This is a genomic window from Bradyrhizobium cedriense, assembly GCF_054602315.1.
Window position 1 is genome coordinate 119,721 of record NZ_JBTSWB010000002.1, and the last position, 12,461, is coordinate 132,181.

Consider the following 12,461-nt stretch of genomic DNA (forward strand, 5'->3'; position numbering starts at 1 on the left):
ACTTTTCTGATCATGCTCTAGGCTTGGGCCGCATTGGACCTCGCATGATGATGTTTCGCCTTTCCGCGGCCGTCTTGGCCGCTCTCCTTCTGATCGCCCCCGCCGCTGCCACGGATGCCGAGCTCGCAAGGCTCGCGCGTGCCTCCGGCACGCCCGACATTCCCGGCTTGAAGATCGTCTGGCTCGCGCCATGGGGCGACGTCCGCAACGCGAGACCCTGGCGCAACATCATCGTGCACCAGACCGAGGGACCTGCGGGCTCGGCGCGCGGCGGCGCACAAGCGCAGGCGAAGAACCCGACACGGCGCGGCGTCACGGTCTGGGTCGAGACCGACGGCACGGTCTACTGGGCGGTCGACGAAAACATGGTGCCGACCCATGGCGACGGCGCCAACCGCAACGACAACAAGTACATCGACAACAGGTCGACCTACCGCCAGGTGGTGCGCGACAACTCGATCGGCGTCGAGTTCGCCGGCAACTTTCCCGACGTCGCGACGGGACCGACCGAAGCGCAGGTCGCGGCGTGGAAGATCCTCGTGAAGGTGCTGCGCGCGCGCTACGACATCCCGCTCGACCACGTCTACGCCCACAACTGGATCGACTACAAGGACGCCCGCTATTGCGAAGGCTGCTGGCTCGCGACGCTGGCACGGGTTTGGGGTGAGTAGGCGAGGAGTCCCGCCACGGGCGCGTTCGGCGATCGGCGGCCGAAGCCGCCGTGCCGAACGGCCATCAAGGACGGCCGAAGTCCAGCCAGCCTTCCCATTCAGCGGAATGCCTTGGGAAGGTCGGCCGAAGGCTTCGTGACGATCTGATGCGCATCGCGCCAGATCACTTCGCGCTGGTGCGAAGTTGTGATCGCACGCACCGGCAGGCCCCCTTCCTCGAGCAGCCAGGCGCAGTAGCGCGCGCGGCTGACCGCTTCGCGGGCCTGGGGATCGAACCAGCAGATGCCCCAGATCGAATCGCGCCGCTTGAAGTGCCGCGCAATGCGCCCCGGGATCGGCAGATGCTGCGCAAACCAGGTGAACTGGTCTGATAGCTCGTGCCGAATCCAGTCGGGGCAGTTGGTCCGGTCAAGATACCAGGACGCGCGAAAGAACCCGCTCTCCACGCGGCTGTGCGGGTGGACGAGCGGTGTGACGAACCGCAAATACATGACGACACGGCGCGACGCCGTGTTGCGTCACGCTCCTCGTAGCCAAACTAAATGAACGGAAGAACAGCCGCGAAGCGGCGTTCAGCTCAGGAACGGTCGCCGGCGACCTGTGGGCGGCGGTCGGAACGTATCGATTTCAACTTCATGCCGCCTCCCTTTGAAAGCGCGCGGCGCTGGATCGCGCCGGGGCCGCAGCACATGCACGAGCCGGTGGCTTGCGACAAGCACCATCAATCTCGACGGACTGACACATCCGGGCGACCCACGGGGGTAATGCCATCACAAGAAAAAAAGCCGGCGTTGCCGCCGGCTTTTCGTCTCGATCGATCCGCCAATTTCTAGCGCTGGACCCGCCCCGCTTTAATGCGCCGCTTCCAGTGCGGCCTGTTCGGCCTTTGCGATCGTGCCCTTGACCGCGGACTGCACCTTCTCGAAGGCGCGGACCTCGATCTGGCGGACGCGCTCACGCGACACGCCGAACTCGGCGGCAAGGTCTTCCAGCGTCATCGGCTCATCGGCGAGGCGGCGGGCCTCGAAGATGCGGCGTTCACGCGGGTTGAGCACGCCCATCGCGCCATTCAGCGCGTCACGGCGGTGATCATATTCCTCGTGCTCCGCCATCATGGCTTCCTGGTTGGGCGTGTTGTCGACCAGCCAGTCCTGCCATTCGCCGGCTTCGCCGTCGTCGCGGATCGGAGCGTTGAGCGAAGCGTCACCGCCGAGGCGGCGGTTCATGTCGATCACGTCCTGATTCGTCACGCCGAGGCGCTTGGCAATGGTCGCGACCTGGTCGGGGCGAAGATCGCCTTCGTCCAGCGCGTTGATCTTGCTCTTCGCCTTGCGCAGGTTGAAGAACAGCTTCTTCTGGTTCGCGGTGGTGCCCATCTTCACGAGCGACCAGGAACGCAGGATGTACTCTTGAATCGACGCCTTGATCCACCACATGGCGTAGGTAGCGAGACGGAACCCCTTCTCGGGTTCGAAACGCTTCACCGCCTGCATCAGGCCGACATTGCCTTCCGAGACGACCTCGGAGATCGGCAGGCCGTAGCCGCGATAGCCCATGGCGATCTTTGCCACGAGACGGAGGTGGCTGGTGACGAGTTGATGTGCCGCGTCGCGATCGTCATGCTCGCGCCAACGCTTGGCGAGCATGTATTCCTGCTGGGGTTCCAGCATCGGAAACTTGCGGATCTCGGCGAGGTAGCGAGATAGGCCGGATTCTCCATTAAGGACCGGCAAAGAAGCGGTACGGGCCATAGTGCGCCCTCCAAAAAGGTTCAGGCCCCCGATAGCGGCGGGCCAGGCAGACGACCGCTGTGTTAAAGCCGGCCGTAGCTGCGATGTTCCGCGTTGGTCATTTCAACGCAGGCGCAATATACCCCATCAGGGGTCAAAAAGGGAAGGATTGCTGACGTCACGTCCCCGTGTGGCAGCTATAACTTTTTGTAATGTAAAGGCTTTCTGAAGCGGCCTGCGTCATAGCGCCGCTTTCAGGGCGTGTTCGAGGAGAAGCAAATCCTCCGGCAGAGGCGCCTCCCAGTGAAGAAGTTCTCCCGTCCTCGGGTGCTCCAATACCAGCAGGTAAGCATGTAGGGCCTGCCGCCCCAGCGCCACCAAAGCGGTTTGTGACTGAGGGCCAAGCTGGTTGGCCTTGGTCTTGAAATGCGGGCCATAGACAGCATCCCCCATCAGCGGGTGGCCGATATGGGCGAGGTGCACGCGGATCTGATGGGTGCGGCCGGTCTCGAGCTCGCAGGCGAGCAAGGCGGCCACCGGCTGACCGTCGCGCCCGGCAAAACTCTCCAGGATTTCCCAATGCGTCACCGCCTCGCGGCCGCCTTGGCGCACCGCCATCTTCTCGCGGGCATGCGGATGGCGGTCGATCGGCGCATCGACAGTGCCGCGATGCCGGCCGGGCACGCCCCAGGCGAACGCCATGTAGCCGCGCCGCATCGCGCCGGTGCGGCCGTGGTCGGCGAACTGGGCGGTCAGCGAGGCGTGGGCGAGGTCGTTCTTGGCCACCACCATCAGCCCCGTCGTGTCCTTGTCGAGCCGGTGCACGATGCCGGGCCGGCGTACCCCGCCGATGCCCGACAGCGAAGCGCCGCAATGGGCGATCAGCGCGTTCACCAGGGTGCCGGTCTCGTGGCCGGCCGCGGGATGCACCACCAGTCCCTTCGGCTTGTTGAGGACGACGATGTCGTGGTCCTCGAACACGATGTCGAGCGCGATATCCTCCCCCTTGGGCTCGGCGGGGGCCGCCTCCGGCACGTCGATTGTGATCGTATCGCCGGGATTGACGTGATAAGCGGGGTCGCGGACCGCGGAGGCCTTCAGGTGCACTGCGCCCGCCAGGATCAGGGCTTTCAGCCTCGATCGCGACAGCTCGGTGAGGCGCGCCGCCAGCACGCGGTCGAGCCGGGCCGAGCCCTCGTTGCCGGCGACCACGACCTCCAACCTTTGCGCAGATCCAAGACTCTTAGGGCCGAGACTTTCCATGACGACGTCTGATACCGCTGTTCCCGAACCGACCCCCGAACAGGCCGCGCTGTTCGCGCGGGTGCGGCGGATGATGCTGATCGCGGGGTTGACCACGGCGCTGGCGTTCTGCGCCGTGCTGATCGCGGTGGGCTACCGCCTTTTCAAGTCCGAGGGAAGGGCGCCCGAACCGTTGGGCGACGTCACAGCCACCCTGCCGAAGGGCGCCAGGATCGTCTCGACCGGTGTCGCCGGCGACCGCCTCGTGGTTACGCTGGACGTCGGCGGGATCACCGAGATCCGCACTTTCGACGCCCACACCCTCAAGCCGGCCGGAAAGCTGAAATTTGCCAACGAGCCGTAAAACGGCCTTTCGGTCCTTGCGGCGGACAAATTTCGAGGTTATTGGCTAGCCCTCACGCTCCCTTCGTCTAGCGGTTAGGACGCGGCCCTCTCAAGGCTGAAACAGGGGTTCGATTCCCCTAGGGAGCGCCAGTTCGGAGCCCTTTCCCCTAAGTGCACTGCCGCGCGTCCGGATTGATTGTTCGGGGAGTGTCGGTACTGGCGGCCAATCTGAGCGATCCGTGTAAGCCCTCCCGATCGCGCTCTGTTCTCGCAAGGCTCAGCTAACGCTTTCCCGAAACTCATGCGTAGTTAGGGACTTGATGATTGACCCTTCGCTTCGTGCCGTACTCAAGTGTCGCTAGCCAAACTACGTTTCATCGACAGGAACTCAGCTCTGAGGAAATCGCTCGCTACAGAGCCGCCCTCGTCGAGGCGCTCCAGGATTAGGAAGCGGGTTGGCCCTGGGCATCGAGAAAGCTACAGCGGCAAAAAGCCTTCCCCACGGGCCGGCACGGCCCGTCCCTCAGCCGTCATGCGGTCGATTGAACGGCGGGTTACCCGCTGCACCTCCGCAATCGACAGGACAGGTCGTGGTTGATGATCGCCCAGCCTTCCGCTGAGGCATCGACCACACACCGAGCCGCATTATCGTGACCTTCTCGGCGGCGCCCACCCTGTTCATTCCACCCGCGGTCTGTCCCGACAGCGCGAATGCCCGGCATTGACCCGCGGCGAGATACGCCTCACGCCACGCCAGCCGGCTTCTCCAGATCGGCCCATATCTTCGCAAAATAATCCTGAAACTGCGGGTCGGTGCGCAGGGCGGCGGGATCGCGGCCTTGCCGCGGCAGCTCGATCAGGTGCAGCGCGCGCACCGTCGCAGGCCGTGCGCTCAGCACCAGCACGCGGTCGGCCATGGCGATGGCTTCGCCGATGTCGTGGGTGACGAGGATCGCGCTCTTGCCGCGCTCGGCGATGATGCGGGAGACGTCGGCCTGCATCAAGAGGCGGGTCTGGAAGTCGAGCGCTGAGAATGGCTCGTCGAGCAGGATCACCTCGGGATCGAAGGCGAGCGTGCGCATGATCGCGACGCGCTGGCGCATGCCGCCGGATAGCGCCGCCGGCTTGGCGTGCTCGAAACCGGCGAGGCCGTAAGCCTTGATCAGCTCCAGGGCGATCTCGCGTGCACGCGGCTTCGGCGTTTTGCGGATCTCCAGCCCGAGCATGACGTTGTCGAGCACGCTGCGCCACGGCAGCAGCAGGTCCTTTTGCAACATGTAGCCGACATGGCCGGCGGCATCGTCGACGCGGCGCCCGGCCACCTCGACATGGCCGCGGGTCGGCCGCAGCAGGCCGGCGATGGCGTTGAACAGCGTGGACTTACCGCAGCCGGACGGGCCGACGATCGCCAGCGTCTCGCCGCGGTGCAGCTCGAAATCCACCTTGCGGATCGCCTCGACCGGCTTGCCGGCGCCGTCGAAGGTGACGCCGATATTCTCGGCGCGCAGCACGATCGGCTCCAGCCCTGACATGTTCTGCGCCAGTGCGTTCATTGGTCCACCTCCTTCAGGAAGTCGAGCAGCGTGTCGTTGAATATCTTTGGCGTGACCACGCTGAAGGCGTGCGCGCCCCAATCGATCTCGTGCACCCGCGCGCCGGGAATGGCGGCGGCGAGCTCGCGGGTGAGATAGGCCGGCACCAGCGCATCGTCCTTGGCAGCCGACAGCAGCGTCGGCACGTTGATCTCACGCAGGCGTCGGCCGCCCTCGAAGGCCAGGAACATGTCGATGCGCTCATTCATCGTCTCGACTGAGGGGAAGTGCTTCAGGATATTCTCTTCCTCGGCATCGAGATGCGCGATGTTCTCCGAGATCCATTGCGGCGGATAGAGGAACAGCGGCTGCGCCCGGACATAGGCCTTCGGGCCGGACTGGTTGAGCAGTGCTTTCCGGATCTCGAAGCAGCGCCGAAGGAACGGATCGGCGCGGCCCCAGCCGTTGACGACGGTGAGGCTGCGCAGGCGCTTCGGATGGCGCAGCGCCAGCTCGATGCCGACGATGCCGCCGATGGCGTGGCCGACGACGTGGGCCGCATCGACATTCGCATGGTCGAGCACGCAGGCGACGTCGTCGGCCATGCCGGCGATGCTGCGATGGCTGGCCGCGCTGCGGCCGGTGCCGACGTGATCGTAGAGAATGACCTGATGTCGCGCGGCGAGCGCCTCCAGCTGCGGCGCCCAGAACGAGCCGCTGCCGCCCATGCCGGCCGAGAGCAGAACCGGCGTACCGCGCCCGTGAACTTCGTAATAGATCTCGGCATCCTTGCCGCGTGCAAAAGCCATGACGTCCCAGCTATCGAGGTGTTGCGTGTCGGGTCAGGAGGGCAGGCGACGTTCGATCAGGTCGATCGCGCCGTACATGAGCAGCGCCACCGCCATCAGCGTGGCGATGCCGACCCACACCGCGTTGAGGTCGTAGAGCACGCCGGCGTAGTAGATCATGTAGCCGAGGCCCTCCTTGGAGGCGATGTACTCGCCGACCACGGCGCCGATCAGCGCAAAGCCGACATTGAGGCGGAACGCCGCGACGATCCACGGCATCGCGCCGGGCACGATCACGGTGCGCCAAGTCTTCCACCTGGAGGCGCCGAGCGAGCGCAGCAGCTTGACGAGATCGGGGTCGACCTCCTTGGCTCCTTGCAGCGCGGTGATGACTGCGACGATGAAGGTGATGATCGCTGCGATCGCGATCTTGGAGGAGAGGCCGATGCCGAACCAGACGATGATCAGCGGTGCCAGCGCGATCTTCGGCAGGCCGTTGAGCGCGACGAGGTAGGGCCGCAGCACCGCCGCGCCGGTCGGAAACAGCCACAGCGACAATCCCGCAGCGCTGCCGAGTACCGTGCCGATCAGGAAGCCGGCGACGGCTTCCCATGCGGTGAGCGCAGCATCCCGCAGCAGCTCGCCGCTGGCGATCAGCTTGCCCGCCTTCGCGATGATGCCGCTCGGTTGGCCGTACAGATAGACGGCGATGAAGCCGAAGCGGATCGCGAGCTCCCACGCCGCCAGCAGCGCGGCCAATAGCGCGATCTGAAGCAGCGCGATGCGAAGCGCGGGCGGCAGCTTGAAGCGCGTGCCGCCGGTCATCGCAGTCTGGCCCGCGTCGAGCACGGCCACCTCACGACCTCTTGTGCGCGATCGAGGCGATCTCGACGAGGCAGGCGGGCTTCACGAGGCCGCACTGGATGCAGTAGCGCGCTGGCTTCTCGCCGGGGAAATATTCGGCATAGACCTTGTTGACGGCCGCATAGTTCGCCCAGTCGGTGATGAAGATCGAATTGAAGGTGACGTCGGCCAGGCTCGAGCCTGCCGTCTCCAGGACGCGCTTGATGGTCTCGAGGATGTGCCGCGTCTGGCCGGCGGCGTCGCCCTCGTGCACGACGTCGTTGTTGGCGTCGAACGCCAGCGTGCCCGAAACGTAGATCACGTTGTCGGCCATCATGCCCGGCGAGTAAGGGGCGATGGGAGCCTGAGTCCCGGTTGGGATGATGGCGCGGTCGGTCATGGCGAGTCCTCTTTTGCTGGAACGGCCTCGGTCTGGGCAAAGGCGCGGCGGAAGTCGCTCGCGGTCGAGACCCAGCCGAAGAATGTCTCGATGTTGAAGATGGAGGCCTTCTGGATGTAGTCGGGCCCGGCCTGGTGCGTTGCGTCCTCCAGCATCACGCCGAAATATTCGAGGTGAAAGCCGTCGCGCAGCGTCGATTCCACGCAGACATTGGTGGCGATGCCGCAGAACACGAGGTTGCGGATGCCGCGGGCGCGCAAGATGCTGTCGAACTGGCTGTTGAAGAAGCCGCTGTAGCGCGTCTTCGGCACCACGATGTCGCCGGGCTGCGGTTGTAGCTCGTCGACAAGCGCATAATCCCAGCCGCCCTTGGCGAGCAGCTTGCCTTGCAGCTCGGGCCGCTTTCGCATGGTCTTCAGCGCGTTCGACTTGTGCCAGTTCGGCGAACCCGGCCCGCCAGCTTCGACATAGTCGGCATCCCAGCCGTTCTGGAAGAAGATCACGGGAACGCCCGCCCCGCGCGCAACGCTCACCACATCCTGGATCGCCGTGATCGCGGCCTTGGCGCCGGAAATGTCGAAGCCGGCGAGGTCGAGATAGCCGTTCGGCGAGGCATAGGCATTCTGCATGTCGACGACGACGACCGCCGTCTGGTCGACCGCGAGCCGGAGCGGCTCGGGCCGTGCCGGCAAGGTGACGAAGCGCTGATCGCGCGCGGGCGAGGTGTCCACGGTCATGACGCCAGCCCGAACTGCCGGGTGGCCTGCTCGGCAAAGCGGTTGTCCACCATCTGCGCATAGGGCAGCGCGGATTGCACCGCGCCGCCGCCCTGCTCGAGCTGCATCGCGCGGTCCCATTCGTCCGCCGAGATGGTGGGGTTGCGCGGGATTGCGGTCTTCGAGCCGAAGAAGTTCTTTGTTGCGCTGGCGACGACCGACGGCGTGACCTTCGGGAAGTATTTCTCGGCGACCTCGGTGAAGACCGAATTGTTCTGATGCATCAGCTTCTGCGCTTCGGCGATCGCGTTGCAAAAGCCCTGAACGGCGGCCGGGTTGCTCGCGATGGTTTCCTCGGTCGCCATCGCGGTGGTGAAGCAGAGCGATCCCAGCACGTCGGCGAACGACAGCACCGGCACCAGGCCGAACTGCTCGGCGGCGATGCTGACGTCCCACTCGAAGGCCGTGGCGATGTCGGCGCGGCCGTCCTTCACGGCGGCGGCTTGCGCGCCCGGCGGCAGCTCGAGGAAGGTGACGCCGGCTTCCTTCGGATCGAACTTGCCGACGGTCTTGATCGCATAGGTCGGCACCTGGATGGTCGACGAGGGGAATTTCAACGTGGCGATGGTCTTGCCGCGCAGATCCTCGATCGTCCTGATCTTGCTGTCGGGTTTCGCAATGCCCCACATCGACACGCCGCCGACGATCTTGGCGATGTTCTTGATCTTGCCGCCCTCGCGCACCGCGTTGACCGACATGCCCGGGCTGGTCACGCCGATCTGGCCGCGTCCCGACAGCAGGATCGGCACCGGCAGCGCGATGCCGCCCGCGGTGGAGAGATCGGCATCGAGACCGTGCTTGGCGAACAGGCCCTTGTCGGCCGCGACATAAAGCGAATTGTACATGCCGAGCCGCAGCGCTTCGGCGATCGCCACCTTGCCGGCTGCGAAGCTCGGGGTCGAGAAACCGGCCAGGGGGGCCGTCGCAGCGCCCAGCAGGGAATATTTCATGAGGTCGCGTCTGGTGATCACGTCGCGTTCCTTCGAATTGTGAGAACAGGGGGATAGCGCCCCATCTGCTCAATTTCTGATCATTTCCGGTCTTCGCCCAAAATCCTTGCACCAGCGATTTTCATTAGCAATCCGGAATAGAGAGATATATTTATTAGCAATGCTGATAGATCAGCTCGACCTAAAGCAGCTCCGCGCCTTCGTCCGTGTGGTCGAGACCGGCAGCTTCAGCGCCGCGGCGCGGTCGCTGGGCCTGTCGCAATCCTCGGTCAGCCAGCTGGTGCGCCAGCTCGAAGACGGCTTGCGCGTGCGGCTGCTCGATCGCACCACGCGAAAGCTTCAGCTCAGCAAGGTCGGCGCGGATTTCATGCCGGGCATTCAGCGCCTGCTCGCCGATCTCGATCGCCAGCTCCAGGATTTGCGCGACCTGCGCGAGCACCGCCGCGGTCACGTCACGGTGGCCTGCGTGCCGTCGGTGGCGCTGCGGCTGATGCCGCGGGTGCTCGCCGCGTTCCAGCGCGAGCATCCGATGGTCGCGGTGACGCTGAAGGAGATCTCACGGCATCAGATCTTCGCGGCGCTGCGCGGCGGCGACGTCGATCTCGGCATTGCCAACGTTCCCGGCGACGATCCCGAGCTCGATGCCTCGCGGCTGCTCGTCGACAGTTTCGCACTGGTGATGCGCCGCGACCATCCGCTTGCCGCGCGGGACGCCGTCAGCTGGGCGGAAGCCTCCAAGGCCGGCCTCGTCGTGATGGCATCGGGCACCGGGATCCGGCTCGAGATCGAGCGCGGCGTCGCCGAGCTCGGTCAGGGCACGCCGATCCACGAGGCCGAGCATCCGGCGACGCTGCTGGCGCTGGTCGAGGCCGGAGTCGGCGTCGCACCGCTGCCGAGCCTGGCCTGGCCGGAGGCCAGCCATCCCGTGCTCACCTGGCGCAAGCTGGTCGAGCCGGTGATCGAGCGCGAGCTCTACCTGATCTGGCGCATCGGGCGCGATCTCTCGCCGGCCGCACGCGCGCTCCAACGCGGCATTCTGGCGGGCGCGCAGGCGATCCGGGATCGAGCGGTCTCGGGCTGACGGCGGTCACGAACGGCGATCACGGCCGTCGGGAAGGGCAACCGGCCGACCAGATTCGGTACGATCGGGAAATCGTAGTGCAATCAACCTCATGGCTACTATGCATGGGGTTGTTTTTCGACTTTATGTTTCAGCCGGCCGGGGCATGGATGATCCGCCGCTCCGGACAAATCCCAACCCATTGAAAACCTGCACTCTTTAGGCAACCATGCAGCCTGGAGAGACCACGCTGCGACAGATCTGGCGCACTGTGGTCCGCAATGGCATTCGCTGTCGTCACATGGCCATCCTGATCCCCAGTCTGGGCTTCGCACGTTTCGACAGCCGTGGGGAGCTACGCCTCGCGGAGCGGCTCAAGGACTTCCTCGAAGAGAACGCCGTCGTCTGGCACAACCTCCCGATCGGCCCTCTCAACCGGCATCCGGATTTCATCATTGTTCATCCCGCGAACGGGTTGCTCGTGCTCGAGGTGAAAGACTGGCGCCTGGAGACGATCGTCTCGGCGGACAAGACCAAGGTCGAGTTGCTGACGAGCCGTGGTGTCGTGCGGGAGAGCAATCCGCTCGAGCAGGCGCGCAGGTATACGTTCGACGTCGTGCGCACGCTGGAGCGCGATGGGCATTTGTTGTTTCCGCCCGGTCATCGCTTGGCCGGCCGCCCCGTCATTCCCTTCGGCTTCGGGGCCGTGTTCACGAACATCACGCGCAAGCAGTTCGATCAGACCAATCTCAAGGAGGTGCTGGCCGAGCATCTATGTCTCTTTAAGGATGAAATGACGGAGGCCGCAGATCCCGAAGAATTCCGCGAGAGATTGTGGCGCATGGTCTATCCGCGTCTTGGAGAGCCGCTATCGATGCCGCAGTTCGACCGGCTGCGTGCACTGCTCTTTCCCGAGATCCGCATCCGACAGATTGCCCTGCCCCTGGACGAGGCGACTGGCAATCCCTCGGACCGGACGCTTGCGGTCATGGACCTGCATCAAGAGCAGTTCGCGCGCAGTCTGGGAGAGGGCCATCGCATCATTCGAGGCGTCGCCGGATCGGGCAAGACGCTGATCCTTGCCTTTCGCGCCGAGTATCTGGCACGGGCGGCGGCAAAGCCGGTGCTCATCCTGTGCTACGCCAATGGCATCGCCGGGCGCCTTGAAGATGCCATGCAGAGCAGGGGCGTGGAGAACCGCGTTCAGGTTCTCACCTTCCATTCATGGTGCTACCGGATGCTGCGGACTTATGGGATTCCCGCACCATCCGAGCGAGACTATCCGGACTATGCCGAGCGACTGGCTGCGAGCGTATCGGAGGTCATGAAGGCCGTAGACGAAGGCCACATCCCGATGGAGCAGTACGACGCCGTCCTGATCGACGAGGCACACGATTTCGAGCCGCAATGGCTCGCGCTTGCGGCCAGGATGGTGAACCCGCGCACGAAGGCGCTGATGGTCGTCTATGACGATATTCAGGCCATCTACAAGGGGCGTGAGCGCCCGGTGTGGAGTCAGCTCGGGATCGAGGCGAAGGGCAGAACGACCGTGTTGAAGGTCAACTACCGCAACACGGCGCAAATCGTCGCCTTCGCGAGACGCTTCGCGGCAGACGTGATCGGCGCTCCCGGCATCACGGCCGACGACGAGCACGCCATCCTGTTGCCCGAAGATGCGGGTCGGCAGGGACTGGAGCCGGCCGTGCGGCGTTGCGTGAGCATCGACGCGGAAGCTCACTGCGTCGCCGAGTGGTTTCTCGACCGGAAAAGGGCCGGTTACGAATGGTCGCAGATGGCGTGTCTCTACCCGGAGCACTGGGTCGGCGGGCGGGTCGCGCAGATCCTCGCCAGGCACGACGTGCCGATCGACATGGCCAAGGACAATCGCAACAGAGTTTCGATCAAGCGGGTGGCCGTGCGGTTCCTGAGCATGCACAGTGCGAAAGGGCTGGAGTTTCCCTGCGTCGCCATCGCCGGCCTGGGCTTGCTCGGACGCCACGGCGAGACCGTCGAGGAATGCGTCCGGCTGACATATGTTGGGGTGACCCGGGCAACTCACGAGGCGCTCCTGACGTATTCGAGCGAGTCGGCATTGGTGCAGCGCTTGATCGCCTAGAGCAACGC

13 protein-coding genes and 1 tRNA gene are annotated in these 12,461 nt (G+C 64.9%); 5 read left to right on the forward strand and 9 right to left on the reverse strand.

Translation table 11 applies throughout. From position 1 onward, the window contains the following. Window positions 1-44: 44 nt before the first annotated feature. Window positions 45-671: a peptidoglycan recognition protein family protein gene (locus ACYCVF_RS06885; protein ID WP_459604511.1), complete on the forward strand. Its 627-nt coding sequence runs from the start codon at window positions 45-47 to the stop codon at window positions 669-671. Window positions 672-769: 98 nt separating this feature from the next. Here the strand turns inward: ACYCVF_RS06885 and ACYCVF_RS06890 are convergent, their stop codons facing one another. The 3 genes from ACYCVF_RS06890 to ACYCVF_RS06900 form a co-directional block, all read right to left on the reverse strand. Beyond that, entirely contained in the window at window positions 770-1,162 is a 393-nt protein-coding gene (locus ACYCVF_RS06890; protein ID WP_459604512.1) for a hypothetical protein, read from the reverse strand. Window positions 1,163-1,522: 360 nt separating this feature from the next. After that, on the reverse strand, window positions 1,523-2,422 hold the full coding sequence (gene rpoH / locus ACYCVF_RS06895; RefSeq protein WP_459604513.1) for an RNA polymerase sigma factor RpoH: 900 nt from the start codon (window positions 2,420-2,422) through the stop codon (window positions 1,523-1,525). A 219-nt stretch (window positions 2,423-2,641) separates the two neighbouring features. Then, window positions 2,642-3,664, reverse strand: a complete 1,023-nt coding sequence (locus tag ACYCVF_RS06900; RefSeq protein ID WP_459604514.1) for an RluA family pseudouridine synthase — start codon at window positions 3,662-3,664, stop codon at window positions 2,642-2,644. Between ACYCVF_RS06900 and ACYCVF_RS06905 the strand changes: the two genes are divergently transcribed. Both ACYCVF_RS06905 and ACYCVF_RS06910 read left to right on the forward strand, forming a co-directional pair. Further along, window positions 3,663-4,007, forward strand: coding sequence for a hypothetical protein (locus ACYCVF_RS06905; RefSeq protein ID WP_459604515.1), 345 nt, complete (start codon window positions 3,663-3,665; stop codon window positions 4,005-4,007). The two genes, ACYCVF_RS06900 and ACYCVF_RS06905, sit on opposite strands and share 2 nt — an antisense overlap. Window positions 4,008-4,063: 56 nt before the next feature. Beyond that, a tRNA-Glu gene (locus ACYCVF_RS06910) sits at window positions 4,064-4,138 on the forward strand. A 593-nt stretch (window positions 4,139-4,731) separates the two neighbouring features. Here ACYCVF_RS06910 and ACYCVF_RS06915 read toward each other — a convergent pair. The 6 genes from ACYCVF_RS06915 to ACYCVF_RS06940 are packed head-to-tail and all read right to left on the reverse strand — an operon-like array spanning window position 4,732 to window position 9,298. After that, complete coding sequence (locus tag ACYCVF_RS06915) at window positions 4,732-5,541, reverse strand: ABC transporter ATP-binding protein (RefSeq protein WP_459604516.1); 810 nt, start codon at window positions 5,539-5,541, stop codon at window positions 4,732-4,734. Beyond that, window positions 5,538-6,329: a pyrimidine utilization protein D gene (rutD, locus tag ACYCVF_RS06920; protein ID WP_459604517.1), complete on the reverse strand. Its 792-nt coding sequence runs from the start codon at window positions 6,327-6,329 to the stop codon at window positions 5,538-5,540. Before rutD ends, ACYCVF_RS06915 begins: the two co-directional genes overlap by 4 nt. A gap of 33 nt (window positions 6,330-6,362) precedes the next feature. Further along, the gene (locus ACYCVF_RS06925; protein WP_459604518.1) at window positions 6,363-7,163 is read right to left on the reverse strand and encodes an ABC transporter permease; all 801 of its coding nucleotides are present in this window, start codon (window positions 7,161-7,163) and stop codon (window positions 6,363-6,365) included. Window position 7,164: 1 nt separating this feature from the next. Further along, window positions 7,165-7,551 (reverse strand): pyrimidine utilization protein C, encoded by a 387-nt coding sequence (gene rutC / locus ACYCVF_RS06930; RefSeq protein ID WP_459604519.1) that lies wholly within the window; start codon window positions 7,549-7,551, stop codon window positions 7,165-7,167. Next, window positions 7,548-8,288: a pyrimidine utilization protein B gene (gene rutB / locus ACYCVF_RS06935; RefSeq protein WP_459604520.1), complete on the reverse strand. Its 741-nt coding sequence runs from the start codon at window positions 8,286-8,288 to the stop codon at window positions 7,548-7,550. The genes rutC and rutB overlap by 4 nt, the downstream gene beginning before the upstream one ends. After that, window positions 8,285-9,298, reverse strand: a complete 1,014-nt coding sequence (locus ACYCVF_RS06940) for an ABC transporter substrate-binding protein (protein ID WP_459604521.1) — start codon at window positions 9,296-9,298, stop codon at window positions 8,285-8,287. The genes rutB and ACYCVF_RS06940 overlap by 4 nt, the downstream gene beginning before the upstream one ends. A gap of 139 nt (window positions 9,299-9,437) precedes the next feature. Here ACYCVF_RS06940 and ACYCVF_RS06945 point away from each other — a divergent pair, with 139 nt between their 5' ends. Together ACYCVF_RS06945 and ACYCVF_RS06950 are read left to right on the forward strand one after the other, a co-directional pair. Beyond that, a complete protein-coding gene (locus ACYCVF_RS06945) occupies window positions 9,438-10,358 on the forward strand; it encodes a LysR family transcriptional regulator (protein ID WP_459604522.1) in 921 nt (306 codons plus the stop codon). 208 nt (window positions 10,359-10,566) lie between these two features. Continuing rightward, window positions 10,567-12,453, forward strand: coding sequence for a DEAD/DEAH box helicase (locus ACYCVF_RS06950; protein ID WP_459612927.1), 1,887 nt, complete (start codon window positions 10,567-10,569; stop codon window positions 12,451-12,453). Window positions 12,454-12,461: the final 8 nt, after the last annotated feature.

What these genes read in the sequence shown, in the direction of transcription:
- rpoH (WP_459604513.1), bottom strand. Translation starts at nt 2,422, where the DNA reads ATGGCCCGTACCGCTTCTTTGCCGGTCCTTAATGGAGAATCCGGCCTA.
- rutC (WP_459604519.1), bottom strand. Translation starts at nt 7,551, where the DNA reads ATGACCGACCGCGCCATCATCCCAACCGGGACTCAGGCTCCCATCGCC.
- rutD (WP_459604517.1), bottom strand. Translation starts at nt 6,329, where the DNA reads ATGGCTTTTGCACGCGGCAAGGATGCCGAGATCTATTACGAAGTTCAC.
- ACYCVF_RS06890 (WP_459604512.1), bottom strand. Translation starts at nt 1,162, where the DNA reads ATGTATTTGCGGTTCGTCACACCGCTCGTCCACCCGCACAGCCGCGTG.
- rutB (WP_459604520.1), bottom strand. Translation starts at nt 8,288, where the DNA reads ATGACCGTGGACACCTCGCCCGCGCGCGATCAGCGCTTCGTCACCTTG.
- ACYCVF_RS06885 (WP_459604511.1), top strand. Translation starts at nt 45, where the DNA reads ATGATGATGTTTCGCCTTTCCGCGGCCGTCTTGGCCGCTCTCCTTCTG.
- ACYCVF_RS06950 (WP_459612927.1), top strand. Translation starts at nt 10,567, where the DNA reads ATGCAGCCTGGAGAGACCACGCTGCGACAGATCTGGCGCACTGTGGTC.
- ACYCVF_RS06900 (WP_459604514.1), bottom strand. Translation starts at nt 3,664, where the DNA reads ATGGAAAGTCTCGGCCCTAAGAGTCTTGGATCTGCGCAAAGGTTGGAG.
- ACYCVF_RS06945 (WP_459604522.1), top strand. Translation starts at nt 9,438, where the DNA reads ATGCTGATAGATCAGCTCGACCTAAAGCAGCTCCGCGCCTTCGTCCGT.
- ACYCVF_RS06905 (WP_459604515.1), top strand. Translation starts at nt 3,663, where the DNA reads ATGACGACGTCTGATACCGCTGTTCCCGAACCGACCCCCGAACAGGCC.
- ACYCVF_RS06915 (WP_459604516.1), bottom strand. Translation starts at nt 5,541, where the DNA reads ATGAACGCACTGGCGCAGAACATGTCAGGGCTGGAGCCGATCGTGCTG.